Genomic DNA, 25,775 nt, shown 5'->3' on the forward strand with positions numbered 1-25,775 from the left:
GCCAGCGGATCCCTAGATTCGAAATCATGCGCTCATACCTCCTTGTCGCCGCGGTCATCATCGGAGCCACCACGGCGCTGATCGGTTGCTCGACGCTCCAGCGCGCAGTGGAGATTCAATCGGATCTCGACGGACTCACCAGGTCGGGTGTCGTCGGGTCGATCGCAACACTCGACGACGGCACCACGACGGCTGTCATGACCAGCGGCGTACCCAATCGGACCAACGGCGATTCGATCGGCAAGAATGATCGGGTCCGGATCGGAAGTGTGACAAAGACATTCACCGCTTCACTCGTCCTGCAGTTGGTGGCCGAAGGCAAGGTCGACCTCGACGCACCGATCGAGCAGTACCTCCCGGGCCTACTGCACGGCAGTGACATGGACGGCAGTGGCACAGATGGCAGTGGCACAGATGGCAGCGCAATCACCGTGCGGCAACTGCTGCAACATCGCAGCGGCCTACCCGAGTTCGCCGGAGAACCCGGCGCCGACGAATGGATTGCCGCAAACGAGGACCGAACGCTGACGCCGTCCGCCGCGGTCGCCATCGCCCTCGGCAAACCGGCGCAATTCGTCCCCGGAACGTCGTTCGTCTACACCAACACCAACTACATCGTTCTCGGAATGCTCGTCGAATCGGTGACCGGCCGCAGCTACGCCGACGAACTTCAGTCTCGGATACTCGACCCGCTGGACCTGGAAGACACGTACCTCCCGGCGGCCGGTGAGCGCGACATCAGGGGCGATCACCTGACGGGCTATCAGGATCTCGATGGTGGCCTGACCGACGTTTCCCGCACGGAACCGTCGATCCCCTGGTCTGCCGGAGCGATGGTCTCGACGGGCACAGACCTGAACGCCTTCTGGCGTGCGCTACTCGACGGGCAGGTGGTGCCGGCCGAGCAGCTTGCCGAGATGACCACCCCTCAGGTCGGCGCCACCGAAGCCGAGGGGCTCGGGTACGGGATGGGCGTCGGCGCCACCGAACTTCCCTGCGGCGTCACCTATACCGGCCACAGTGGCGGGATCTACGGGTACTACACGCTGTCCGGTGCGACGCCGGATCGTGCGTTCACCGTGACGCTGACGTCGACGCCGAAGGACCAGCCGGACACCGTCGCGATACTCTCGCACGCGCTCTGCCCCTGACGCTGTTACCAGTACTGATGACGCTGCCCGTCAGTATCCGCGACGAAGATGACCGCGTCGGCGCCGTCCAACTCCGAAGGTTTCAGCGGCAGATGCCCTGGCAGGATCGCTTCTCCCGCGGTGATCGACGGGCCGAGCGCGGCTCGCAGGGCCGGAGTCGAGAACAGGGCACGCCGACCGGTCGCATCGGCCAACGCTCCCTGAAGCGTGCCCGGATCACTGTCGGGGTTGGCGTCGGTTGCCAAAAATACGTAACGCTCCCCGAGGAGAAGTCCGACAAGTGAGCCGGCGCTCCCCCAACTGACCACGTTGCCGTTGACCGGCATGTCGGACGGCATTCGCAAGAGATGGGCATTGTGTGCGAACAGCAGGCTCGGCCCGCGTCGCTGCTCCTGGGCGATGACCGCCAGCAGGTTCTCGGCCATCATCTCGGCACGCAGACTGAGCAGTGTTCCAATGCGATCAGGAGCGGAACTCGCCATCGCGGAGTGATACCGCAAGAGCCCCAGAGCGGTGCGTGAATGTGCAAGGGCCAGGTCGTACCCGGCAGGGTCGGCGGGTCGCAGCACTGGTGCGGCGCGCCGAAGGACGCTGCCGAGGTCGTCCGCAATGATGCGCAGGGCGCGAGCATGATCGGAGTTGCCGACGGACGCAGCCGGATCGAACATCGCCGCCGGGTTGGTCCAGTCGGCGTCCTGCCCCAGGAAGAGGTCGGCGTCGTCGAGAGATTGTGGCCGCAACGCGGCGGGCAGGAAGTCACCTGCCGCAGACAGTGCGCGGCGCGGGCTCGGTGCACCGGAGTACTCCACCGGAGCGTCGAAGCCGTAGAAGCGAACTCGGTCAGCCGGAGCGCGGCCGTCGTTGTACTCGCGTAGCCATTCGACGAGTTCGCGGTTTCCCGGTACCGCACCGAATCCGTGGCTGAAGCCTGTGGCGAGCACCTTCTCGATGTCCGCCTCTCCCCCGTTCACGTACTCGTCGACAAGCAATGCCGCAAAGACATCTGTTTCGAGCACGATCGACCGATATCCTCGTTCGACCAGTTGGCCGAGAAGTTCGTTGCGCAGCAACGGAAAAGCCTTGATCCCATGAGTCGGCTCGCCGAGAGCGAGCAGAGCCGGCACCTCGGTTCGTGCTGCGAGCACTTCGTCGACGGCACGACCAAGACTTGCCGCGTCTTCGAGTTGGCGGCCGAACTCACTCAGCGCTGAGGCAGTGGACATGATCATCCCTTTCGAAGGTGGACTGCCTTCGACAGTATCGTTGAAGATTCGAGTGAAACTTTTACAACAATTACCTGGGGTATACCGTGAAAAGCCTCAATCGGAGGTGATCAGTGCGGCCCATCGACCTTGCCCGTGAACACGGGTTGTCCGCACAGGCGATCCGCAATTACGACGACGCCGGCGTCCTTCCTCCGGCCGAGCGCAGCAACTCCGGCTACCGGCGATACACCCCAGTGCACGCGCAGGCCCTGCGCACTTTCCTCGCATTGCGCGGCGGTCACGGGCACCAGCGGGCCACGGAAATCATGCGTGCGACCAACCAGGGCGACACCGAGTCCGCCTACCGCCTGATCGACAGTGCACACGTGACACTGCTCGCCGAGCGAGGAACTCGCACCGAGGTAGCCGCAACGCTGGGGACTCTGTCCACCATGGCACCGGCGCTGGTCCACGGTCCAGCGCTGACAGTGGGTGAGCTCGCGCGCCGTCTCGGCGTTCACCCGGCGACACTGCGCACGTGGGAAGAGCACGGCATCCTGCACCCCGAGCGCGAACGAGCAACGGGTTATCGCGAATACGGTCCGGAGTGTGTGCGCGACGCCGAGATCGCGCGGCAGCTGCGGCGCGGCGGCTACCGACTGCCGCAAGTCGCCCAGTTTCTCGATTCGCTGCGCGAGGCCGGCGGAGCGGACTCATTGGCAGCGTTCCTCGAATCCTGGCAAGACCGGCTGGCCACACGCAGTCGCAACCTTCTCGCCGGCGCGGCTCAGCTCGATGCCTATCTCACGATGCTGGATCAGACCTCGCCTGGTTGCCGATCAGCAAACGGTTGAGGCGTCAGTTCACAAGCCGCGCAAGGCTCCTCACCATCTCACCGACGGTGTCGGTCGACGGCCACGGGAATTCCGGGAGATCGGCCCGCAACATCACCTGTCCGTGCAGCGAAGTCCAGATCGATACCGCATCGACAAAAGTGTCTGTGCTGGCCGACCTCCCAGCGGCGACGCACGCGTCAAGGTTGGTCACCAGCGTGTTGAAGGCGGCCAGTCCTCGCGTATCCGATTGTGGTGACCGACCTTTCGGCCTGGACCACCCGAACAAGACCCGATACCGAGCGGGCTCGGAAATGCCGAACTCGACGTATGCCGAGCACCCGGCATACAGACCCTCGACCGGGTCGGGGTGTGCGGAAACGGCGTCGGCCACGGCGAGATGCAACTGCTCCAGCGATTCGGAGACCACCGCTTCGACAATGGCATCGCGATCGGAAAAGTGTCCGTAGATAGATGGTGCGGATATCCCGACTTCGCGAGCGACCGATCGGAGCGTCACCGCCTGATCCGATCCGGTGCGGGCGATGAGCGTCGCCGCTGCGGCGACGATCTCTCCGCGGAGCCGTGCGCCGCTTCCTCTCGGATTTCGGGCGCGAGTACTCCGAGAACCACTCGTCCCAGTTTCATCGGCATCTTCGGAAACATCACTCACCCGACAAACTTTACACATGTAAGGCGAGGGGGTACGTTCTCATCACTAAACATTCGTAAGGTTACATTCGTAAGGACATGATGAATTCCCTCGAACCCACTGACCGGCGACGATGGGCAGCACTGGGCGCCCTCTGCACATCCCTCGTCGTAGTCACGATCGACAACACCATCCTCAACACCGCTATCCCGACCCTTGCCCGCGAACTGCGGGCGACCACCGTCGACCTGCAATGGATCACCAACGCATACACATTGGCGTTCGCCGCCTTGCTCATCACGGCAGGTGGACTCGGCGCGAGATTCGGTCACCGTCGGATACTTCTGACCGGCCTCACCTTGTTCGCCCTCGGGTCAGCCTTCGCTGCCCTCTCTCACACGTCGTTGCAGCTGATCGGCTGGAGAACAGTGATGGGGGCAGCCGCCGCACTGGTCATGCCGGCGACGCTGTCACTTGTCGTCTCGATGTTCGCCCCGCACGAGAGAGGCCGGGCGATAGGAATCTGGTCTGCAACCGCCGGACTGGGAATCGCGATCGGCCCCGTGGCCGGTGGCGTACTTCTCGAACATTTCAGTTGGGGAAGCGTCTTCTGGATAAACGTCCCACTGGTCGCCGTTGTGATAGCCGCGACGGTTTCTCTTGTGCCCTCAGCAGGAGGAATGGTCAAGGGTTCCTTCGACATCCCCGGACTCCTGTTGTCCGCCGGCGGACTGGCTTTGATCGTGGATGCCCTCACCCAAGCAAGCCTTCGCGGATGGTCGTCGCCCATCACGGTGCTGGAGATCGTCAGCGCAACAGCACTTCTCGCCGGGTTCGTCTGGTGGGAGCTGCGGGCCCCGGCGCCGATGACAGACGTGCGCATCTTCACCAGCCGAGTGTTCAGCATCTCCAATGCCATCTTGGCCGCAACGTTCTTCGCCTTGTTCGGTGTTCTCTTCACGTACACGCAATACCTCCAATTCGTTCGCGGTTACGGTCCATTGGTTGCCGGCGTCGGTGCAGTTCCGTTTGCACTGGTGATGGCGGCTGTCGCCTCCAGCAGCGATCGTGTGGTGGGCCGACTCGGGGTGCGCAGTTCGATCGCGGGCGGCCTCGCGGTCATGTCCGTGGGACTGTTGGTCTTGTCGATCGCCGCGGGTAGGTACGCACCGTTCGGGGTCCTGGCTGCGATCATGGCACTGGTTGGCGCCGGGATGGGGTTGGTCATGGCTCCGGCAACAACTGCGTCGATGTCGTCGGTTGCGCCCCAGCAGGCTTCGATGGCGAGTTCGATAAACAGTGTCGTACGGGAATTGGGTGGAGTTCTGGGCGTCGCCGTCGTCGGGACAGTCGTAGCAACGGTTTTCCGGTCCCGCTTCGAACCCGGAGTCGGCACTTCCACAGTCGATCTGGCGCAGATCCACGCCGACGCTCCCCCGGTGAGCATTGTGGCCGAGGCAGCGAATCAGGCTTACACTTCGGCGATGTGCATGGGGATCCAGATCTGTGCCGCAGCAGCGTTTCTCAGTGCGTTGGCCGTTATTGCCTTGTTTCCCGCACCACGTCGCCCGGCTTCTTGTCCTCCCGCAGACCCCGCCAACTCGGGTGGCGAAGGCGTCCGGTCGCCGTCCAATCCATGAACCGCGCCTCACCGACGAGTTCAGGCCGCACCCACACCGCACCCTTGCGGTCATCTGCTGGAAGTTCCTCCTCGAACGGACTTTCCTTCTGACGCAACGGTTTCAGCACCGCAAGCAGTGACTCCAAATCACGATCGCTGAATCCGGTACCGACGCGCCCCACGTAGGTCAATCCGTCCTCACCCGGAATTCCCATGAGCAGCGCCCCGATCCCCTGCGCTCGATTGCCCTGCCCGGTGCGCCACCCACCGATCACCACCTCTTGGGTGCGCCAGTTCTTCACCTTGATCCAACTCGACCCCCGCCGCCCTGGAAGGTAGACCGATGCACGACGTTTGGCGACAATCCCTTCCCACCCGGCATCGGTACTCACCTCCAAGGCGTTCTCCGCCGTGCCCTCGATCTGCGGTGGTACCTCGAGCTCACCGACCTTGCCCGCCAACGCATTCAACACGGTGCGGCGATCCGAATAGGACTTCCGCAGCAAAGACACTCCGTCGAGGTACAGAAGATCGAAGGCCAGGAACACCGGTTCCCCACCTCGCTGGAGGAGGCCGAAATCTGTAACTCCCGCGTCGTTGTACGCCACCACCTCACCGTCGAGAACCACGTCATGACCGTCCAGCACCTCGGCCAAACCGGCAAGGGCAGGATAGTCCCGGGTCTTGTCGTTACCCGCGCGACTGCGAAGCGACATTGTGCCCGAATGATATTCGAGAATCACTCGAATCCCGTCCCACTTTCCTTCGAAGGCCCACTCCTGCGGGTCGAGACCTTCGAGCGTTCCAGCGGTGGCAAGCATCGGCTCGAGATTCTTGGGAAACTCCGTTCCGAAACTCGCGTTCTGATCCTTCATCAGATGCATCAACCACTGATCACCCTTTGTCCGGATCAGCGCGAAGCGTCCCTGCACCCGCTCCCCACTCAAGCGCACGATCACCTCGTCTTCACGCCACTTCTCGGTCTCGTACGTCCCGGAATCCCAGATCGTCATCGAACCGCCGCCGTACTCCCCCTTCGGAATCGTGCCCGAGAATGTGGCGTATTCGAGCGGATGATCCTCGGTGTGCACGGCCAACCGATTTTCTCCGGCACTGGTCGGCACACCCTTCGGGACTGCCCAGGACACAAGCACACCATCCCGCTCGAGACGAACGTCGTAATGCAATCGTCTGGCGTGATGTTCTTGAATCACAAAGGTATTGCCCGCTGTCTCCTTGTCCACTGCAGCAGGGATCGGCTCCGGAGTCCGGTCGGCCGACCTCTTGTTGCGGTAGTGCGTCAACGTATCGGCTACAGACGCCGAGACCGGCGGATCCAGATCGCCCAGCAGATCACCGTCGGATTCGACGCGCTCCAGAACCTCGTCGAACAGCAGGTGGCGCAGTTTCGGATCGTCGAGTTCGTCCCAACTGCGCGGCGCGGCAACATAGGGTTGATCGCGACCGCGCATCGAATACGGCGCAATGGTGGTCTTGGCTGCGTTGTTCTGACTCCAGTCAACGAAGATCTTGCCTGCCCGGATATTTCGCGCCATCGTCGCGGTGACGAGATCCGGGTGAAGCTTCTCGAGCCCGGTGGCGATCTGCTTGGCGACAGTCGACGCACCACTGCCGTCCAACGCTCGATCCAATGGAACGTAGAGGTGGATTCCCTTGCTACCACTGGTTACCGGATAGGCCGTCCACCCCAGAGTTGCGACCAGATCTCGAATCGACCTCGCCACCTCGGCGCACTCGGTCAATCCGACACCCTCACCCGGGTCGAGATCGAATACCAGTCGTGTCGCCGGACCACGCTCGGAACCGTCGAATCGCCATTGGGGAACGTGTAATTCGAGTGCCGCCTGTTGCCCCAGCCACGCCAGGGATGCAACGGAATCGAAAATCGGGTAAGTGACGACGCGATCAGAATGTTGCAGCGACGCACGCGTGAGCCACTGAGGGGCAGACGACGCCAGGTTCTTCTCGAAGAAGGACTGACCGTCCACACCGTTGGGCCAACGCTTACGAGTACCAGGTCTACCGACGACATGCGGAAGCATGACTGCGGCGATACGGGTGTAGTAGTCGATGACTTCGGCCTTCGTGGTGCCGCTCTCGGGGTAGAGGATCTTGCCCAGATTGGTCACGGACACGGTTGTGCCGTCGAGAGTGATCTGACCCCGATCCGTCGTTGCCATCTCCTCATTGTGCTGGATAGCGCTGCGTCTGGCAGTAGAAATCTGATGGATCGGAAACCTGCCGCTGTGCCAGGCCACGGGCAAGACTGGATTCTCGATGGGAGAGGAGACCACGATGACAGTTCGCAGTTCCGTGGAGCCGTTGGTGGACAACAACTGGCGGATGTTCGCCACCTGTAAAACAGTGGACCCGGCGGTGTTCTATTCGCCGGGTGAAGAGCGCGGACGCAATCGGGCTGCACGGGAGAGTTCCGCGAAGCAGGTGTGCTTCCGCTGCCCGGTCATTCGGGACTGCCTGACCTTTGCACTCGAGACCGCTGAACCGCACGGAGTCTGGGGTGGGACGACACCGTCGGAGCGCCTTGCACTGCGACGCTCAGCTGCGTGAACTCCGCTCACACGAGACCCCCGTCACGTCCAGACCGGACAAACAGGCAAGATGGCCTAGTGCCTATGACACGACGCGCAGTTGCCGTGACCGCGATCTTCGCTTCCTCGATCTTGTTGGGCTCGTGTTCGTCGCAGCCGGAGGCACCTGCGGCAGCAGACACCACCACCACGGTTCCCGAGGCGTTCACCAAACTTCCCTCGACCACCGCAGTGGACAAGTGCGGACCCCAGAGCGGGACCACCCTCGAAGACGGTGTCCTGACCATCGCCACTGACTCACCGGCGTACGCGCCGTGGTTCGTCGACAACGATCCGTCGAACGGCAAAGGCCTCGAGGGTGCGGTGGCCCGGGCGGTCGTCGACAAGCTCGGGTACAACACCGACCAGGTTCGCTTCACCACTGTCGCCTTCAACGACGCATTGAAACCAGGCCCCAAGGATTTCGACTTCGACGTCAATCAGTTCACGATTTCCGGGGATCGCCGCGCGAACGTCGACTTCAGCTCGCCGTATTACGCAGTGGCGCAGTCGGTGATCGCCTCACGCGGAAGCAAGGCCGCCGGTGCAAAGAATCTTGCGGATCTGGCCGGCTACCGTTTGGGCGCTCAGACCGGTTCCACCAGCCTCGCGGCGATCACCGACACGATTGTTCCGACCACTGCGCCACGCGAGTTCGCGACCACGGACGACGCGAAAGCTGCGCTGGCCGCGGGCGAGATCGACGCATTGGTCGTCGACATCCCGACCGGATTTCACATCACCGAGAACGAACTGCCCGGGTCGGTCATCGTGGGTCAGTTTCCGCGGCCCAACGCAGTCACCGAATTCTTCGGTTTGGTGCTCGAGAAGAACAGTCCGCTGACCGAGTGCGTCTCCGCGGCCGTCGATGCGCTCTACGCCGACGGAACCCTCGAGAAGCTCGCAACCGAATGGATCACCGACAGCGCCGACGCACCCGTTCTCGAGTAGTTCAGCCGGCGCGCCCACTGATCGCGCCGACGAACACCTTCGGGATGTCTGCCGGTGTCGGAGCGAAGTGACTGTTACCGCCGGTGAGGGCCGAAATCTGCTCGAGCACATCGGTATCGGCATCATCGGTGACACCGATGGTGATGATCGGTACCGGCCGCGTCGGGTCCTGCTCGCGAGTCAGGGTGTCGAGAAGTTCCTGCAGGGCGATACCCGACGGATCGTCGTTGGCACCGTCGGTAAGCAGAATCACCGAATTGATCGAGGCCGGATCGTAGGACTGTTGCATGGACCGATACGCGGCGAGAACGCTGTCGTACAAACCTGTTCCGCCGCCGACGATCGAAGAGAGGTTGTCGATCCGAGACAGCAGTTTGCTCCGATGATCCGTGTCACCTTCAGTTGCATCCATACGGGCGACAGGTTCGAGTTCGCGGTAGTCCGTCCCGTCACCGAGGTCTACGGAGAACGCCCAGAGACCCAATTGTGCGTTGGCAGGAAACATTCGGATCGCGATGTCACCGGCCTGCGCCGTCGCGGCCATTCGAGTGACCCCGTCCTGCATGTAGTCCATGGACCCCGAGACGTCGACAACTGCCAGCGCGCGGGAAGGTCTGGACAGAATCTCGTACCGCGCAAGCGCTTTGGTGACCACAGACGGATCGGACGGCACCAGCGAGCCAACCTTTCCCACTCCACCCGCGACCGGTGGGGCCTGATCCGCGCCGCGGAACCCGAGGCCGGCAAGTACGGAACGCCCGGTGTCCGATGCCAGCGCTGCCGCCAGCAGTTTGCCGGCGTCGTCCGCCGCCGACGAGTCTGCACCCACACTTGCCAACGGGTAGTCCATGAAGACCGAACCGGACGACGGTACCGACGCGGTGAGTCGACTGTCCGCGTGTGCGGCGAGATAAGCCTCGAAGGTCTGCTCGGTAGTCACCGCGGTTCCACCGGACGCGTCCACGGTTTGGATGCGCCCGGTCGAACCGGTTTCCTTCAGATTTCCGTACTGCGCTTGTGCCACCGGGACCAGGGCTGCCGAGATGGATGTGAGGTCCCCGCCCCGCGACTGGGTCTCGGCAAAGGCCGCCACGATCGGCGCGCTGGAGACGGCACTGGTCAGGGGATCGCCGATGTGCAGCGATGGAGCGCCGAGGACATCCGTCCATGCGCCGGGTGCCTCGGTACCCGGCGCAGAGACGGCGACAACCGGGGTGGAGGCGACCGAGTTGCTGATCCGGCGAATCTCCTGCCCGCTCGCCGAAACCTTGTCCAGCCATTCGCTCGAATCAGGGATCCACAGTGCGGGCGCCGTACCGTCGGCGATCGCCGCGACGGTGAGCACGGGATCTTGCGGCGTCACGCTGAGCGAGCTGCATCCGAGATCCGCGGCGGGGATGGCAGCGGCGACAGCTTCGAGTCCCGAGGCGATCGACGGATCGGCCGCCACGGTCACGGTTTCCGGGTTGTCACAGTTGGTTGCCGTCGCAGCTGCAGCGGCGCCCGCACCGAGTTCTCCCTTGTCGCTGACGCTTTTGAACGTCACGGCAAATGCTGCGGTTCCACCGACTGCAACTACCGCCAAGAGTCCGATCAGAACCTGCACGGATCGAGGCATGGACGCAGGTGGTGCGCCGTACCCATGACGAGACGACATTGATCGAATCCTTTCCGGCGGGACCCGAATCAATAACCAACTGATGCCCGGTTTATCCCGCCGAAAAGAATCCTAACTCATGTTAGCGGTGAAGTAGCTCCATGTGGAAATCTCTACAAACTAGGTGTAGATCTGGACAAACTGGGCCAGCGACTTCTCCACATCGCCTTTGAGCGCCCGCGCCACACTCGAACCGATCGGGCCGAACAACGGCGCGCCGCCCAACTCGACTGTCAGCGCGAGTTCCGATCCGTCGCCCTTTGCCTTCACATCGAGTTCGAGACCGAGCTTGACCCCGCCCTTGCCGTCTCCCTTGAGCGAGATCGCCTTCGGGACGTCGTACTTCTTGATGGTCCACCGAACGCGGTTGCGCAGGCCTTTCACCGTCACGACCGAGCTGATCTCGGTGCCGACACCCAATTGCTCGGGAAGTTCACTGCGCCATCCGTCGTGAACCACGAGCCAGTTTTCGTAGCCGCTGAGATCGGAGGCCTTGTCCCACACTTCTTGAGGAGGAAGCGGAACGTCGATTTTCACTGTGAGCTTTGCCATGGCAGAACAATAAGCCCCGTGCGCCTTTTCCGTAACCAGAGGTACCAGAAAGACGCACGGGGCTTTGCCCCTCTTAGTGGCTGACGGCCTTTTCGACGCCGACGCCGGTGAGGGAGCGAACTTCCATCTCCGCCTGCTTTGCCGGATCTTCGATCTTGTTGCGTCCGATGTACGTACCGACGATGCCGAGGACGAATGCCAGCGGGATCGAGACGATGCCGGGGTTCGAGAGCGGGAACCAGGCGAAGTCGGAGTTCGGGAACATCGACGACGGCTTGCCCGACACTGCCGGGGAGAACACGATCAGCGTCAAGCAGCTGACCAAACCGCCGTAGATGCTGAAGAGCGCACCGGTGGTGTTGAACTTCTTCCAGAACAGCGAGTACAGCAGGGTGGGCAGGTTCGCCGAGGCCGCCACTGCGAAGGCGAGGGCCACCAGGAAGGCGATGTTCTGCCCCATCGCCATGATGCCGAGAACGATGGAGACGAGTCCGATGACCACGACGGTGATTCGAGAAACTCGAACCTGCTGCTCCTCGGTTGCGTTGCCGCGCTTGATGACACTGGCGTAGATGTCGTGAGCGAACGACGCCGAAGCAGTGATCGCGAGACCGGCAACGACGGCGAGGATGGTCGCGAACGCCACCGCGGAGATGATGCCGAGGAAGATGGTGCCACCGAGCTCGAAGGCGAGCAACGGAGCGGCCGCGTTCTCCTTACCTGGCGCTGCCAAGATCTTGTCCGGTCCGACCATGCTGGCCGCGCCGTAGCCGAGAACCAATGTGAAGAGGTAGAAGGCACCGATCAGCGCGATCGCCCAGGTCACCGAGCGGCGAGCTTCCTTGGCAGTGGGCACCGTGTAGAAGCGCATCAGCACGTGCGGCAGGCCCGCAGTGCCGAGCACCAAAGCGATTCCGAGAGAGATGAAGTCGAGCTTCGTCATTCCGGAAAGACCGTACTTGGCACCGGGTCCGAGGATGTCTCGTCCCTGCACACCCTTGGTGGTGGAACTGTTGACCATGTCCTGCGCATTGGCGAGCAACTGAGAGAAGTTGCCGCGCACTGCCCACAGAACGAGTACGAACATGATTCCGGCTCCGGCAACCAGCAGAACTGCCTTGACCATCTGTACGTAGGTGGTGCCCTTCATGCCGCCGACCAAGACGTACACGATCATCAGCACACCCACGATCGCGACGACGATCGACTGTCCCACCTTGCCGTCGATGTTGAGCAGCAGGGCGACAAGTCCACCGGCGCCGGCCATCTGGGCAAGAAGGTAGAAGAGGGAAACGGCCAGGGTGGACAGGGCTGCCGCCATGCGCACCGGACGCTGCTTGAGCCTGAAGCTCAGGACGTCGGCCATCGTGAATCTGCCGGTGTTCCTGAGCAATTCGGCGACCAGAAGCAACGCAACCAACCAGGCGACAAGGAATCCGATGGAGTACAGGAATCCGTCGTAGCCGTACACGGCGATCGCACCTGCGATACCGAGGAACGATGCCGCCGAGAGGTAGTCGCCGGCGATGGCGAACCCGTTCTGCGGGCCGGTGAACTGTCCACCGCCGGTGTAGAAGTCGGACGCCTTCTTGGTGGTCCGGCTGGCGCGGATGACCAGCGTCATGGTCACGACGACAAACGCGAGGAAGATCGCGATATTGAAGGCGGGGTTTCCTACGTCCGTTCCGGACGCGGCGAGTGTGGTGATCACTGTGCGGGACCTTCCAGTTCTTCACGGATGGCGGCGGAGCGGGGATCGAGCTCACGACCGGCGAACTTCACGTACCACGCGGTGATGGCGAAGGTCGTGACGAACTGCCCGAGGCCGAGGATGATGCCGAGATTGATGTTGCCGAGGACCTTGGTGGCCATGAAGTCGTGGGCATAGGTAGCCAGGACGACGTACACCGCATACCAGAGCAGGAAGAATGCAGTGATGGGGAAAACGAACTTGCGCAGACGCGTTCGGAGTTCCTGGAATTCGGGACTCGCTTGCATGTCTATGAATGCCTGGGCATCCGGGGTACGTCGCTCTTGCGGCGACCCCTCACTGATTTCTGCTGTGGACACTGCCGGCTCCTCGCCTCGCGTGTGAAGTGAACTACGCACAGACGTTAGTGAGATCGGAGTCACATGAAGACGCTGTGGCGCCAGTCACACGGTGAGCAGTCGCGCGCTGCGCCGAACGGTCAGGCAGGCGCGACCAACGGCAGAGGGTTCGGGCGGTGAAAGTCAGGGTTGGCGGAGATCGTCTTCGCGATCGGAGCCCATTCCAAGCCGTTCCGGGGCGTGCATCCGCGTGAAGATTCGCGCAATATCTGCCGGTATCTGCTTCGACGACACCTTGCTCACGACGATCATCGTGAGGAACGCCAGCGGCACGCTCACCGCGGCCGGGAACGCGAAAATGGCTGCCGGCCAGCCACCGAGGACGTCCTCCGACAAACCACCCAGGACGGCGACAGTGGCGGCAGTGCCCGCAACACATCCACCGACAACCATCCCTGCCCCGGCGCCGACGGCAGTCAGACCGCGCCACCAGATACCCAACACCAGCAGTGGGCAGAGCGTCGACGCGGCGACCGCGAACACCAACCCGACGGTTCTCGAGAGGTCGACCGACACCACCGCCAGCGACAGCACGAGCGGAACGAGCCCGGCCAGGAGCGCTGCAATACGGAAGTCTCGAACTCGTCCACGGAGAACGTCGGTACTGACGACGCCCGCGATGCTGACGAGCAATCCGGATGACGTCGACAAGAAGGCGGCAATGGCACCGGACGCGACGAGGGCTGCCAGCAGTTGTCCGCCCCACCCCGAGAACACCGAGCCCGGCAGCAGCAGCACCGCCGCGTCGGAGGTGCCGGTGATCAGAAGTTGCGGAACGTACAGGCGAGCGAAGACGCCGAGGAGGGTCGGAAACAGGTAGAACACGCTGACCAGACCGACAACTGCAAGCGAGGTCAGACGAGCGGCCCGGCCGTCGGGGTTGGTGTAGAACCGGACGAGAACGTGAGGCAGGCCGAGCGTTCCGAGGAAGGTCGCGAGCATCAGCGAGTACACCTGATACATCGGGTGCGGCCCGCCGAAACCCCAACCCGGGGTGATCCAATCCGAGTTCTGCGCGGGCGCTCCGGCGACGACGGGAACCGCGGCTCCCGCGTCGAGAACCATGGACATGCCTTCACCGAGGGTGTGCTCCCCCGGGCCAAGTGTCACGGTTCCTTCGACCACTCGCCCGTCGACTGTGCCGCCGCTGACCGTCACCGGCTCCGATACCTGGACGACGACGTCGGTGGTGATGTCGACGGTCGTCGCAGTGGTGACCGTCGGCGGCATCGACGCGCCGACGTCGTGATGATCGCCGAAGAAGTAGAAGGTCAGTGCCACAGCGGGAATCGCGACGGCAGTCAGTTTCAGCCAGTACTGGAAGGCCTGAACGAAGGTGATCGAGCGCATCCCGCCGCCGACGACGTTGGCGATGACGATGACCCCGACCGCGACCCCGCCGATCCAGCTGGGAACCCCGAGCAGAATGTTGAGCGTCAGTCCCGCGCCTTGGAACTGTGGAATCAGATACAGGATGCACACCATCGCGACGACGAGCATTGCGAGCTTGCGCAATCGCGGTGAGCCGAGACGGAATTCGGCGAAATCGGGGACGGTGTATGCACCGGAACGCCGAAGCGGTGCTGCGACGAACAGCAGCAGGGCGAGGTATCCGGCGGTGAATCCGATGGGATACCAGAGGGCGTCGGCGCCGTATTTCGCGACCAGCCCGGCCACGCCGAGAAACGAAGCAGCAGAGAGGTACTCACCGGAGATGGCCGTCGCATTCCACCGCGCGCTGACGGTTCTGGACGCGACGAGAAAGTCCGAGGTGGTACGAGCGAGCCGAACGCCGTAGATTCCGATAGCCACGGTTGCCACGGCCGCCGCAACGATGCCGAGCACCGTCAGCACCGGGATAGGTTGTCCTCCCACAGCGCCGCGCTCAGTCGTCCACGATGTCGTTGAAGTCCTGCTCGTTTCGCTCCGCACGACGCACGAACACCCAACCGGTGGTCAACAGCAAGGGATACACAGCGCCGCCCATCACGAGCCACGGCAACCGGATGCCCAGGACTGCGACCTCCGACAGTGTCGGGAAGAGGTGCGTCAGAAGCGGCACCGCACACAGGAGTCCGGCTGCGACGACGGCAAGGCGAATCGCCAGTCCCAACTGCGCGCGAACGAGACCGCGGATCATGGCGTCGCCGACTTCGGTCTGTTCCTGCACCTCCACCCGCGTACGGACGATCCGTGCGCCACTACGTTGCGCCAACACAACGCGCTCACGCTGCGGAGGATCGGACTGCGACGTCACCGTGACAACCAACTCTGCTTGGGCGCACGAACCAGTCGATCCTTGAGTTCACGGGTGTGTCTGCGGCTGACCGGAAGTTCGACGGCAGGCTTGTCTCCGTGCGGGCGCAGACAGACCACCAATCCGCTGCCTACTGTGCGGATGCCGGTGACCAGCGCCAAAGACACCAGGTAGGAGCGGTGCACGCGCAAGAAGCCCGCGTCGGCCCAGCGTGATTCGAGTGTCGAGATCGGGATGCGTACCAGGTGCGACTTCCCGGCGGTGTGCAAACGCGCGTAGTCCCCGTCGGCTTCCACCCACTCCACCGAGGAGCGTTGAACGAGCGTCGTAACGCCGCCCAGTTCCACCGGGATCACCTCGTCGGTGGACGCAGATTCGGGCTTGTTCTCGCTCTTGGTGCGCCCGGCCAATCCCACGATCCGTTGAACGGCCTGAGCGAGACGCTCCTCTCGGAGCGGTTTGAGTAGGTAGTCGACGGCACCGAGGTCGAATGCATCAACCGCTCGATCGTCGTGCGCTGTCACGAACACCACGGGTGGTGGCGTCGCGAAATTGGAGAGGATGCCGGCCAATTCGAGACCGTCGAGTCCGGGCATGTTGATGTCGAGAAATACCGCGTCGATGCTTCCACTGCGCAGTATCCGCAACGCAGTCGTCGCATCCGATGCCGTGTGAACGTGCGCCACCGAGTCCTCGGCGCGCAGCAAGAAGGCCAGCTCGTCGAGGGCTGGTTTCTCGTCGTCGACGGCAAGGACGGTCAGCTGGGCATCAGTGTCAGTCTCGTTCACAACAGGTCCATGTTCCCACGACGGTTTCAGCCTGATCATCGAAGGCGAGAATCAGACGTGAATACCCTGCTTGAACTTGGGAACACGCATGCTGACCTTCGTACCGGCACCCGGCGCTGTCTCCACCACGAGTCCGTAGTCGTTGCCGAACGCGGCACGAAGTCTGTCGTCGACGTTGGCCAAACCGACGTGAGCAGCTTCGCGTGCGCTGGGTCGTCCCGATCCCGACTCGATGGCGTCAAGTGAGCCGGAACGCAGTAGTTCAGGGTCCATCCCCACACCGTCGTCCTCGACGCTGATGATGCAGTCAGGTCCCTCGTCCGCGGCCACGATGCTCACGGTCCCGCCCTCCGGCTTACTCGAAATGCCGTGACGAACCGCGTTCTCGACCAGCGGCTGGAGAGCCAGGAACGGAAGAACCACGTTGAGCACTTCGGGTGCGATCTGAAGGCGGACGTTCAGCGCCTCCCCGAATCGCGCGCGTTCGAGGGTCAGGTAACGATCGATGTTGCGTAGCTCGTCGGCAAGCAGGGTGAACTCACCCGCAGATCGGAACGAATACCGGGTGAAGTCCGCGAACTCGAGGATCAGTTCTCTGGCCCGCGCCGGGTCGGTTCGGACGAACGACGCGACCGTGTTGAGCGCGTTGTAGATGAAATGGGGACTGATCTGCGCGCGGAGGGCACGCACTTCGGCGCGATCCAACAGGGCTCTGGACGCGTCGAGGTCGGCGAGTTCGATCTGGCTGCAGGCGTATCGAGCCACCTCGGTGACCGCTCCGAGCATTCCCGGCCACGGGTCTTCGCTGGTGACGATTCCCAGCACGCCGACCACGCCGATGTCCTCGATCAGCAGGGGCTGAGCGATCAGCGCTCGCACATGGTGATCGCTCGGTCCGCGCACCAGGTCCGAGTGGGTGACGAGCACCCGGCGTTCGCCTTCGATCGCGCGAATGGCGGCGTCGTGGAATTGATCGGACAACGCTTCGTGACGGCCGTCCCACGCCAGCAGATTTCCCGACGCGTCTGCGAGGCCCAGACCGGAACCGCCGGTCAGCTCGCGTAGGTGAGGCGCCGCCTCGGCGGCCGAATTCTTGTCGAGTCCACGCCGAAGTGGCCGCGCGGCAAGTGAAGCCGTATGGAGCGCGGCATGGACGGCACGCTCGGTCGGGGTGGTCACCTCACGTCTGGTGCGCATCCACACCGCTGTCAGTGCCCCGGCCACTGCGAGAATCAGCACGCTGAGAAGCGCGACCACGGCCGGACTCAACGCGAATCCTCGTCCAGTTTCCGGATCAGTGTTTTCGGGGCCACCGTGCGGTACGCATCTTCGACGACGTCGGCTACGTCGTTCCAGAATTTCTCGTCCTCGGTCTCGTCGGCACTCGGAACGTCGAGGTACACACCGATCCATCCCCGGCCACCCACGTACGGGGGGACGAAGAACCTCGTCGGATCGCGACTGACCCAATCTGCCTGCGCCCCAGGTGGGGCCGCGGCCCAGATCGCGAGGCGATCGTCGTGGTGGTGATCTGCCATGGTGACGAACTGCGGCGCTTTGCGCACGAAAAACGACGATTCACCGTGGCTGGCCCGCTCGGTTGCCTCTGGCAATGCCAGTGCCAGAGCGCGGATTCGTGCCGACGCCGTCATCGATTCACGACCCGCAGGTATTCGGTGCCGGAACACCTGCAAATCGATCCTTCACCCACGCAACAGCTCCCGGCACAGCGGCGCCGTCCGCGTGACCTTCGCCCGGTCGCGCCTGGAATTCGATGACGTCACCCTCGGCGCAGGCACGTTCGACGGCCGCCTCGGTCCATTCCGGACGGATGAGGTTGTCATTGGTACCGACGACTACGTACATCGGACCGCTCGCGCGTTGGCGTGGGAGAGCAACGTCGCTGAGCCACGCGTGAATTCGGTCCGCGTCCTCGGCGGTAGCTGGCCGGGTGTCGGCGGGCGTCACCTTTCCGACAAGACCCAACTTCTCCGTCGCGCGAGAGGTCAGGCACGAGGTGAGCAGGTCGTAGTTCTGCTCGAATGCGCCGCGCACGTAGTCGGTTCGTTCGAGCTCCGGATGGGTGAGGGACAGCCCTTCGAGTACATAGGGCAGCAGCAGTTGCTGAGGCAGTGACAGATTCACCTCGGAATCACTCGAGATGATCGGCGAGATGTCCGCTGCCGGGGACAGGTTTGCTGCACCGACGAATTCCAGTCCGTCGCCGTAGGTGTCGGCTTCCTCGGCCGCTGCCCAGGAAGCCTGCCCGCCTTGGGAAAGCCCCAGAGTTGCCCACCGAGTCGAGGTGTCCGGAACGACGTTGCGCGCCGCTCGAACCGCGTCGATGACGTTGAACGCCGCGGTGTCCGGTTGCAGGTAAGGATGCGGGTCCGGAGTGCCGAGGCCCTCGAAGTCGGATACAGCGACCACGTATCCCGAGTCGAGGAACGGCGCGACCAGGCCGATCGTGCCGAAGAGGGTCGGCGAGGTCGACGGCGCACAGTCGTCCGAAATACCCGTCGTGCCATGGCCGATGGAGACGATCGGCCAACCGCCCTCCGGCGGCGTTCCAGGCGGTGTGAACACGGTTCCCGATACCTGGGTCTCCCGGCCGTCGATACCGGAGGTGGAGCCGTACAGGATTTTCACCGCGCTCGCTCCGGACGCCGCCACTTCGGCTGTGCTGGTGAAGGGTTCACTGTCGAACACGACGCCGCGTTGCGCGCTGCTCTCGACCGGCGGGGTCGTCGTGGTTGCGTTGTCGGTGACAGAGACATCTGGCGAGGCATCCGATCCGCAGCCGACGCTCACGAGGAGCGCGCTCGCCACCACGACTCCCCAGCCTGCGCGAACCCTCGAACTCCGAACCGTCATACGCAGTGTTCCCCTCTATTTGCCCGCGCTGCCTGCTCGGCGACGCCTGACACGTTCCTCGGCTGCGGCCTCTTCGATGTCGAGTCCTTCCAATACGGTACGCAATACCTCGTCGTCGAGATCTCCGTCGTCGCGCGCGGCGATCAGTGCGACTCGTTGCGAGCGAAGGGATTGATGCCGGAATTTGTCGAAGAGCGCTCCGGCATTCCACAAGGCGGCCTCGCGATCGGCGTCCTCGTCGACCTCCTGGAGTTGAAGCCTCGCCTGCATCGAGCGGCGTACGCGCTCGACAATTGCCTGCAATTCCTTTCCGTCGATCCCCGACGGAGGGTGCGCAGCCGCGTCGGCCAACGCCTTCTCACCGGCTTTGCGAGAAATGTTGCGTGCCAACTCCATCTGTTCCTGGGTACGCAATTGTTCATAGGGATCCGCGACGTCGAGACGACGAATCAGGAACGGCAAGGTCGATCCCTGGATGAGCAGTGTCCCGACCGCGACGATGAACGCGATCGCCTGAATGACTCCGCGTCCGGGGAACGGCTCGCCGGACGAGAGCGCGAACGGGATACCGCCGGCCGCAGCAAGAGTGACGACACCACGCATTCCCGCCCACGAGACCACCAGATTCTGTTTCCACGTCAGTTGATTCTCGCGATCACGGCGCAGGGTTACACCGAATCGCACACGGGAGTAGCTCAGGAACAGCCACACCGGCCGAATCACGATGACCACGGCCAGGACTGCCAGACCGTACGCGAACACGTGAAGCACCGGAAGCCCGTCGGCGACAACATCGTCGATCACGAAGCTCAGTTGCAGCCCCATGTACGCGAAGACGAACATCTCGAGGAGCGTGTCCAGGCTCGACCACACCGAGCGCTCCTGCAGCCTGGTCATGATCGACGCGTCCGTCGAATAGTGTCCGATCACCAGACCAGCAACCACGACGGCCAGAACACCGGACGCATGTAGTTCTTCAGCGGCCAGGTAGGCAGCGAACGGAAGGACCAGCCCCAAGCCGGTTTCGAGTGGAGAGTCGTACATGCGGGCGCGAACGAACTTGACGACAAACGCGAGCACCAAGCCGACGACAACGCCGCCGATTACTTCGTACGCGAAGAACAACAGGGGCGAATCCGTCGCAATTCGCGTTCCGGTCACGGCAGCGACCGCGACGGTGAAGAGGGTCAGCGCGGTCGCGTCGTTGACGAGCCCTTCGCCCGTGAGGATGGCGATGACTCGTTTCGGGAGCCCGAGTTTCTGACCGACCGCCACCGCGCTGACGGCATCGGTCGGCGCGATCACAGCTCCGAGCACGAGGGCGGCGCCGATAGTGAACTCGGGAACCATCCATTCGGCGAAGAAGGCAACCACGAACGCCGTCACCAGCACCATTCCGACGCCGAGACGCAGAATGGGCGCAAGGTTGCGTTTGAAGGTCGCGACCGAGAACTTGAGAGCGGCCGAGTAGAGAAGCGGCGGCAGGACCACACCGAGAATGACGTGGGGGTCCAGTTCGGGCCGCGGCATACCGGGGATGAAGGAGGCGACCGAGCCCACGGTCACCAGGACCAGCGGGGCCTGCAGGTTTCGTCGATTGGACAGCCCGGTGACTGCAATGGCGGCAATGACAACCAGCAGAATCCAGGTGAAGTTCACGCGTTCATTCTGCCCGCCGACCCTGGGAGTTCACCCAGCGGACGCACAGAAGCCCGCAACCTTTTCGGTTACGGGCCCCTGAGCAACGGTATGGCCGAATCCGGTTTTACTGCTTTTCGGGAACAGCCTTCTTGGCGGCCTCGGCTGCCTTGTCGATCTGATCGCCGTACTTGTTGCCGGTCTTGTCGTCGGCGATGTCGGCCACCTTGTCGATCGCGTCGTGAACCTTGTCGGAGTTCTCCGCTGCGAGCTCCTGGCCCTTTTCGACCAATCCCTTGACGTTGTCCAAGAAACCCATGTCCGTGTCCTCTCCCGGTGCTGACGCACATCCTTCGGCGGAATCGTTCCTCCGCGCCCTTCGATTCTCACAGGTCGACGGCCTCTACGCCAGAAAGCAGGTCCGTGCGTTCGAGCCGCGCGCAACTCGAGGTAGCGTTAACCCGCCAATAGCTGATTGATCACCCATCGACATCGACAGGTGCCCGGATTGAATGCAGGACTGCGCGGGACGGGGAGCGACCCCCACCCCACGCGTGAACTGCTGTCCCGGTGGTGGTCGGATCGCACCGATTACACCTGGCTCCCCCGATTCCTCGACACTCGCGGACTGACCGTTCCCGGACGCAAATTAGTCGCGGTGTGGTGTTTTCTCTTCGCGCTGATCGCGGCGACCATGCAGTTGAGCCGCTTCGGTTCCGATTCCGCCCTTGCACGGTCCATCCTCGCAGTCGGGACCATCAGCGGGGTCTATGCCGGTTGCCGTTGGGTGCGAAACGAATCGTGGCCCACCTGGCGCCAATCCGTGGCCTTTGTCGTCTGGGCCGACCTCTGGCTCGCCGTCACGCTCTTCTTCGCGGTTCGCACAGCGTTCGTCGGAACGCTGGGTTGCGTCCTGTTCATCATGATCGGCTTCTACACGGCGATAGTTCACAGTCCGCGTGTGGCCGTGACCCACATCGGCTGGGCTCTTGCTGTCTGCACGACGCTCGCTGCCATGGCGATGTCCGAGCCGGTCAACGACGACTGGGTGGTCGTGAATCTCTATCTGATGGTTGCCGGTGTGGTTTTCTCCACCGCGTGGATTCTGCAGATCGTCTGGCTGCGCCTGACCGACGACGCACGAAACGCTCACCGGGACTACCTCACCGCGACACTCAATCGCCGCGGACTCCAGGACGAGGCACAGCATCTGCTGCGCAGTGATCGAACGCAGGCTCTGATCGCACTGCTCATCGACGTCGACTCGTTCAAAATCCTCAACGACACGCACGGTCACGTAGCAGGTGACGACGCGTTGACCGCTGTCGCTGACCGCCTCATCGCTGCCGCCGGGCCCGAGGCAGTGGTGGCGCGAATCGGCGGCGACGAGTTCGTCGTCCTGCGCGGAGTCGATCGAGGAGATATCGAACAGGTCGCCACCGAGATACATTCGGCGGTCTCGTCCGACTCCGATCCCTATCCCGTATCCGCCAGTACCGGCGTCAGCGTCTACCTCTGTCCCGAGACGGACTTACCGGATCGGGCTGTCAACGAACTGATCGAGCACGCAGACAATGCGATGTACCGGGCCAAGAAGCGCGGCGGCGATCGCATTGCCTGGGTGCAGATGTTCAGGCGCTGAAACTATTTACTCACTGTGGGCGTGGTGATGCTCGCCGGGCAGGTCGTCGGGCGTCGCGAAAATCTTCCGCTTCTCCCCGTGCAGGCGTGCGCTGATCCACCACGAGAGTTCCACGAGCACAACGCCGATAGCGCCGAGGGTGATCGCGAGCGTCGTCGCAGCGACGTTGCTCGGATCAAGCTTGAAGAACTCACGAGTGAACGGCAGCGCGAACAGGATGAGGTACCCGGCAACCGAACCGCCGATCAGAACGAGCTTCCACCACACGTACGGCCGAGCAACGACGGCCAGGACCCACACGGCGATCATGATCAACGTGATGAGTGCACTGGTTCCGGCCTGGATCTTCTGGGTCTCCGTCTGGTCGGGGCCTTGGTAAGCCAACACGTAGGAGATGAACGTGGTGATGCCGATGATCAGGCCCGACGGCAACGCCAGACGCATCACGCGGGAGACGAAACCGGTTCGGGCGCGCTCGTTGTTGGGGGCGAGAGACAAGATGAAGGCCGGGATACCGATCGTGAACCACGCCGCGATCGTGACGTGGCGGGGCAGGAACGGGTACGGCAGCGGTTCGAAGTCGAAGACCTGGGACAGGACGCCGGTGATGCCGATCAGGAACGCAAGCACCACCGAGTAGACGGTCTTGGTCAGGAACAGATTCGACACACGCTCGATGTTGCCGATCACTCGGCGGCCTTCCGCGACGACGTACGGGAGCGTCGCGAACTTGTTGTCCAGCAGCACGATCTGGGCCACGGCTCGGGTAGCCGGGCTGCCCGAACCCATCGAGACTCCGATGTCGGCGTCCTTGAGGGCGAGCACGTCGTTGACGCCGTCACCGGTCATCGCGACGGTATGTCCGCGAGACTGCAAGGCAGCGACCATTTCCCGCTTCTGATCCGGTCGTACTCGACCGAACGTCGTTGCTCCGTCGAGAGTGTCTGCCAGCTTTTCCTGATCGCTGGGAAGATCCCGCGCGTCGATGGGACGGTCACCACCCTCGAGCCCGAGGGAACCGGCAACGGCACCGACGGAAACCGCGTTGTCGCCGGAAATGACCTTGACCGCGACCTTCTGGCTGGCGAAGTACTCCAACGTCTCCTGCGCGTCCGGACGCACCTTCTGCTCGAGTACGACCAGAGCCTCAGGGGTGACGGTGCCCGGCGCGTCGGCGTCGTCGACGGGAAGGTTGCTGCTGCCGAGCATGAGGACACGAAGCCCGCTCGAACCCACTTCTTCTGCCTTGCGGGCCATCTCCGAGTCGGGATCGAGCAGCACGTCCGGGGCGCCGAGCACCCAGTTGCCGTGACTGCCGTACGACTGGCCACTCCACTTCTTCGCCGAGGAGAACGGCGCGAGCGCGGTGGCTTCGCCCCAACCGGAATCGTCGGAGAGAGACTCGCGAATCGCCAGAACGCTCGCGTTGGGGCGAGGGTCGGACGCAGCCATCGCGCTCAACGCGGACTTGACTGCAGACTCCCCTGATCCACCCGGCGCGACATCGACCTCGGACAGGCGCATGCCGTTCTCGGTCAGCGTTCCGGTCTTGTCCGCGCACACCACGTCGACACGTGCCAAGCCTTCGATCGCCGGCAACTCCTGAACGAGGCACTGGCGCTTGCCCAATCGGATGACACCGACCGCAAAAGCAATGGACGTCATGAGCACAAGGCCTTCGGGAACCATCGGAACCAGCGCTGCCACCATGCCGTTGAGCGCGGGTCGGATCGGCAAGCCGATCGTGAAGAGCTGATTGAAGATGATCAGCGCTCCCGCCGGAATCATCAGATAGGTGATGAATTTCAGGATCTTGTCGATACCGCTGCGCAGTTCCGAATGCACGAGGGTGAACTTGCTCGCCTCTTCGGCCAGCTTGGCCGCGTATGCATCTCCACCGACCTTGGTGGCGCGGTACGCGCCGCTGCCTGCGGCAACGAAACTGCCCGACAGCACTTGCTGGCCGCTCGCCTTGTGAACCGGATCAGCCTCACCGGTGAGCAGCGATTCGTCGACCTCGAGTGCGGCAGAACTGACCACCTCACCGTCGACGACTATCTGGTCACCGGATCCGAGTTCGATAATGTCATCGAGCACAACATCTTTGGGCGCCATTGCCACGGCGACGCCGTCACGCCTGACCATGGGCTTGGCCTGACTCACGATGGCCAGAGCGTCGAGCGTGCGCTTGGCGCGGATCTCCTGGATGATGCCGATACCGCTGTTCGCGATGATCAACAACCCGAACATGCCGTCGATGATCGAACCCGTCGCGAGCACGATCACCAACAACACGGTCAGGATCGCGTTGATGCGAGTGAAGACGTTGCCGCGAATGATGTCCTTGACCGAGCGGGACGCCCGGTCCGGTACATCGTTGGTTTGTCCCGACGCGATCCTTGCTGCAACCTGATCGGCGGTCAGACCGCGGGCGACGTCGACGTCGTCCGGCAATCGCTCAGGCGCTACCGCCACTGCTGTCTCTTCTGAACTGGTGTGCTCGTGAGCCATGGTCAAAGATTACGCACCCGGAGCAACTAATCAGGGTCGGACTCGTGTGGCAATGACGGCTACACGAAGATCACACCCGTGGGCCGCGGTTCTGCGATGCTGGTCGGAACGAGCAGAGAAGGCCATCGAGGAACGGTATGAAATACGTCTACAACGGTCTCGACGAGGCGCTTCGATGCGAACGGCCCGTCGACCTGCCGATTTCTCTCGACCTCAACCGGACCGACAACGTGGTTGTCTGGTTGTCGGCGATTCGCGTCTACTCGTTCGGGATGATGTTCGCGATTGATGCCCGCTACGGAGATCCGGCACTCTCGCTGAGTCTCGGCACTTACGACGGGCGTCCCACGTTCACACATTTCAGCGCGCCGCTACTCCTCGGCCTCGGTTTCGCGGACGGATCATCGGTGACCACCGCGCAAAGAACGCGAGGCTCGCTGCTTGAGTTACGCACGGCTGAAAGCCGCTCGGGCTCAGTGCGCGGTGAGTATTTGCTGGCTCCGATACCGCCTGCCGGGCCGATCGATGTCGCAACTGCATGGCCTCAGCTGGGAATGGACGAGAAGGTTGTCACCCTCGACGGAGAAGGCATCGCATCCGCATCCGAAAGTGTCACACAACTATGGGAACCGAAACGACAACCCGATCCCGACCTCACCAGTGAACACGTGACACATCAACTGCAGTACCAACGTGGGGGTTGGTTCGGAATCCGACTGGATTGA

At 63.0% G+C, this 25,775-nt stretch carries 23 protein-coding genes; 7 read left to right on the forward strand and 16 right to left on the reverse strand.

The genetic code is table 11. The features are described from left to right. Positions 1–26 precede the first annotated feature (26 nt). Positions 27–1,151, forward strand: coding sequence for a serine hydrolase domain-containing protein (locus GJB56_RS15040; protein ID WP_113683255.1), 1,125 nt, complete (start codon positions 27–29; stop codon positions 1,149–1,151). 5 nt (positions 1,152–1,156) lie between these two features. On the opposite strand, the gene GJB56_RS15045 is transcribed toward GJB56_RS15040, so the two are convergent. Continuing rightward, positions 1,157–2,380 (reverse strand): erythromycin esterase family protein, encoded by a 1,224-nt coding sequence (locus GJB56_RS15045; protein ID WP_113683256.1) that lies wholly within the window; start codon positions 2,378–2,380, stop codon positions 1,157–1,159. 107 nt (positions 2,381–2,487) lie between these two features. Between GJB56_RS15045 and GJB56_RS15050 the strand changes: the two genes are divergently transcribed. Further along, entirely contained in the window at positions 2,488–3,210 is a 723-nt protein-coding gene (locus GJB56_RS15050) for a TioE family transcriptional regulator (protein WP_060938194.1), read from the forward strand. 4 nt (positions 3,211–3,214) lie between these two features. Here the strand turns inward: GJB56_RS15050 and GJB56_RS15055 are convergent, their stop codons facing one another. After that, complete coding sequence (locus tag GJB56_RS15055; RefSeq protein WP_060938193.1) at positions 3,215–3,862, reverse strand: TetR/AcrR family transcriptional regulator; 648 nt, start codon at positions 3,860–3,862, stop codon at positions 3,215–3,217. Positions 3,863–3,939: 77 nt separating this feature from the next. On the opposite strand from GJB56_RS15055, the gene GJB56_RS15060 reads away from it, so the two are divergent. After that, positions 3,940–5,481, forward strand: a complete 1,542-nt coding sequence (locus GJB56_RS15060; RefSeq protein ID WP_113683257.1) for an MFS transporter — start codon at positions 3,940–3,942, stop codon at positions 5,479–5,481. On the opposite strand, the gene GJB56_RS15065 is transcribed toward GJB56_RS15060, so the two are convergent. Continuing rightward, on the reverse strand, positions 5,381–7,663 hold the full coding sequence (locus GJB56_RS15065; RefSeq protein ID WP_113683258.1) for an ATP-dependent DNA ligase: 2,283 nt from the start codon (positions 7,661–7,663) through the stop codon (positions 5,381–5,383). The two genes, GJB56_RS15060 and GJB56_RS15065, sit on opposite strands and share 101 nt — an antisense overlap. Positions 7,664–7,778: 115 nt before the next feature. Between GJB56_RS15065 and GJB56_RS15070 the strand changes: the two genes are divergently transcribed. Next, positions 7,779–8,051: a WhiB family transcriptional regulator gene (locus GJB56_RS15070; protein ID WP_019744832.1), complete on the forward strand. Its 273-nt coding sequence runs from the start codon at positions 7,779–7,781 to the stop codon at positions 8,049–8,051. A gap of 65 nt (positions 8,052–8,116) precedes the next feature. After that, positions 8,117–9,022, forward strand: a complete 906-nt coding sequence (locus GJB56_RS15075; protein WP_020970424.1) for an ABC transporter substrate-binding protein — start codon at positions 8,117–8,119, stop codon at positions 9,020–9,022. 1 nt (position 9,023) lies between these two features. Here the strand turns inward: GJB56_RS15075 and GJB56_RS15080 are convergent, their stop codons facing one another. The 12 genes from GJB56_RS15080 to GJB56_RS15135 form a co-directional block, all read right to left on the reverse strand. After that, the gene (locus tag GJB56_RS15080; protein WP_113683259.1) at positions 9,024–10,679 is read right to left on the reverse strand and encodes a substrate-binding domain-containing protein; all 1,656 of its coding nucleotides are present in this window, start codon (positions 10,677–10,679) and stop codon (positions 9,024–9,026) included. 120 nt (positions 10,680–10,799) lie between these two features. Beyond that, the gene (locus GJB56_RS15085; protein WP_003939735.1) at positions 10,800–11,231 is read right to left on the reverse strand and encodes a type II toxin-antitoxin system Rv0910 family toxin; all 432 of its coding nucleotides are present in this window, start codon (positions 11,229–11,231) and stop codon (positions 10,800–10,802) included. A 73-nt stretch (positions 11,232–11,304) separates the two neighbouring features. After that, positions 11,305–12,942, reverse strand: a complete 1,638-nt coding sequence (locus GJB56_RS15090; RefSeq protein ID WP_003939876.1) for a solute symporter family protein — start codon at positions 12,940–12,942, stop codon at positions 11,305–11,307. Then, on the reverse strand, positions 12,939–13,301 hold the full coding sequence (locus GJB56_RS15095) for a DUF485 domain-containing protein (RefSeq protein WP_003939976.1): 363 nt from the start codon (positions 13,299–13,301) through the stop codon (positions 12,939–12,941). The genes GJB56_RS15090 and GJB56_RS15095 overlap by 4 nt, the downstream gene beginning before the upstream one ends. A 162-nt stretch (positions 13,302–13,463) precedes the next feature. After that, positions 13,464–15,215: a sodium/solute symporter gene (locus tag GJB56_RS15100; RefSeq protein ID WP_019744836.1), complete on the reverse strand. Its 1,752-nt coding sequence runs from the start codon at positions 15,213–15,215 to the stop codon at positions 13,464–13,466. A 10-nt stretch (positions 15,216–15,225) separates the two neighbouring features. Beyond that, on the reverse strand, positions 15,226–15,597 hold the full coding sequence (locus GJB56_RS15105; RefSeq protein ID WP_003939880.1) for a membrane protein: 372 nt from the start codon (positions 15,595–15,597) through the stop codon (positions 15,226–15,228). Further along, a complete protein-coding gene (locus GJB56_RS15110; protein ID WP_113683340.1) occupies positions 15,594–16,385 on the reverse strand; it encodes a LytR/AlgR family response regulator transcription factor in 792 nt (263 codons plus the stop codon). The genes GJB56_RS15105 and GJB56_RS15110 overlap by 4 nt, the downstream gene beginning before the upstream one ends. 51 nt (positions 16,386–16,436) lie before the next feature. Further along, a complete protein-coding gene (locus GJB56_RS15115) occupies positions 16,437–17,654 on the reverse strand; it encodes a sensor histidine kinase (protein ID WP_019744838.1) in 1,218 nt (405 codons plus the stop codon). Then, complete coding sequence (locus tag GJB56_RS15120) at positions 17,651–18,037, reverse strand: MmcQ/YjbR family DNA-binding protein (protein ID WP_113683260.1); 387 nt, start codon at positions 18,035–18,037, stop codon at positions 17,651–17,653. The genes GJB56_RS15115 and GJB56_RS15120 overlap by 4 nt, the downstream gene beginning before the upstream one ends. 4 nt (positions 18,038–18,041) lie before the next feature. Further along, positions 18,042–19,259 (reverse strand): lipase family protein, encoded by a 1,218-nt coding sequence (locus GJB56_RS15125; protein WP_019744840.1) that lies wholly within the window; start codon positions 19,257–19,259, stop codon positions 18,042–18,044. 15 nt (positions 19,260–19,274) lie between these two features. After that, positions 19,275–20,918 carry a Na+/H+ antiporter gene (locus GJB56_RS15130; protein ID WP_019744841.1) on the reverse strand — a complete coding sequence of 548 codons (1,644 nt, stop codon included), beginning with the start codon at positions 20,916–20,918 and terminating at the stop codon, positions 19,275–19,277. 106 nt (positions 20,919–21,024) lie between these two features. Further along, positions 21,025–21,216 carry an antitoxin gene (locus GJB56_RS15135; RefSeq protein WP_003940164.1) on the reverse strand — a complete coding sequence of 64 codons (192 nt, stop codon included), beginning with the start codon at positions 21,214–21,216 and terminating at the stop codon, positions 21,025–21,027. A gap of 180 nt (positions 21,217–21,396) precedes the next feature. On the opposite strand from GJB56_RS15135, the gene GJB56_RS15140 reads away from it, so the two are divergent. Next, positions 21,397–22,539, forward strand: coding sequence for a GGDEF domain-containing protein (locus GJB56_RS15140; RefSeq protein WP_046379031.1), 1,143 nt, complete (start codon positions 21,397–21,399; stop codon positions 22,537–22,539). Between the two features lie 6 nt (positions 22,540–22,545). Here the strand turns inward: GJB56_RS15140 and GJB56_RS15145 are convergent, their stop codons facing one another. After that, on the reverse strand, positions 22,546–25,050 hold the full coding sequence (locus tag GJB56_RS15145; RefSeq protein WP_019744843.1) for an HAD-IC family P-type ATPase: 2,505 nt from the start codon (positions 25,048–25,050) through the stop codon (positions 22,546–22,548). 137 nt (positions 25,051–25,187) lie between these two features. On the opposite strand from GJB56_RS15145, the gene GJB56_RS15150 reads away from it, so the two are divergent. After that, positions 25,188–25,775: a hypothetical protein gene (locus GJB56_RS15150; protein ID WP_020970431.1), complete on the forward strand. Its 588-nt coding sequence runs from the start codon at positions 25,188–25,190 to the stop codon at positions 25,773–25,775.

The organism is Rhodococcus sp. AQ5-07 (genome assembly GCF_009707305.1).
Lineage (GTDB): Bacteria > Actinomycetota > Actinomycetes > Mycobacteriales > Mycobacteriaceae > Rhodococcus_F > Rhodococcus_F erythropolis.

Coding starts and splice junctions, on each gene's coding strand:
- GJB56_RS15040 (WP_113683255.1), top strand. CDS start 27: ATGCGCTCATACCTCCTTGTCGCCGCGGTCATCATCGGAGCCACCACG.
- GJB56_RS15045 (WP_113683256.1), bottom strand. CDS start 2,380: ATGATCATGTCCACTGCCTCAGCGCTGAGTGAGTTCGGCCGCCAACTC.
- GJB56_RS15060 (WP_113683257.1), top strand. CDS start 3,940: ATGATGAATTCCCTCGAACCCACTGACCGGCGACGATGGGCAGCACTG.
- GJB56_RS15065 (WP_113683258.1), bottom strand. CDS start 7,663: ATGGCAACGACGGATCGGGGTCAGATCACTCTCGACGGCACAACCGTG.
- GJB56_RS15070 (WP_019744832.1), top strand. CDS start 7,779: ATGACAGTTCGCAGTTCCGTGGAGCCGTTGGTGGACAACAACTGGCGG.
- GJB56_RS15075 (WP_020970424.1), top strand. CDS start 8,117: ATGACACGACGCGCAGTTGCCGTGACCGCGATCTTCGCTTCCTCGATC.
- GJB56_RS15080 (WP_113683259.1), bottom strand. CDS start 10,679: ATGTCGTCTCGTCATGGGTACGGCGCACCACCTGCGTCCATGCCTCGA.
- GJB56_RS15085 (WP_003939735.1), bottom strand. CDS start 11,231: ATGGCAAAGCTCACAGTGAAAATCGACGTTCCGCTTCCTCCTCAAGAA.
- GJB56_RS15120 (WP_113683260.1), bottom strand. CDS start 18,037: ATGACGGCGTCGGCACGAATCCGCGCTCTGGCACTGGCATTGCCAGAG.
- GJB56_RS15125 (WP_019744840.1), bottom strand. CDS start 19,259: ATGACGGTTCGGAGTTCGAGGGTTCGCGCAGGCTGGGGAGTCGTGGTG.
- GJB56_RS15135 (WP_003940164.1), bottom strand. CDS start 21,216: ATGGGTTTCTTGGACAACGTCAAGGGATTGGTCGAAAAGGGCCAGGAG.
- GJB56_RS15145 (WP_019744843.1), bottom strand. CDS start 25,050: ATGGCTCACGAGCACACCAGTTCAGAAGAGACAGCAGTGGCGGTAGCG.
- GJB56_RS15150 (WP_020970431.1), top strand. CDS start 25,188: ATGAAATACGTCTACAACGGTCTCGACGAGGCGCTTCGATGCGAACGG.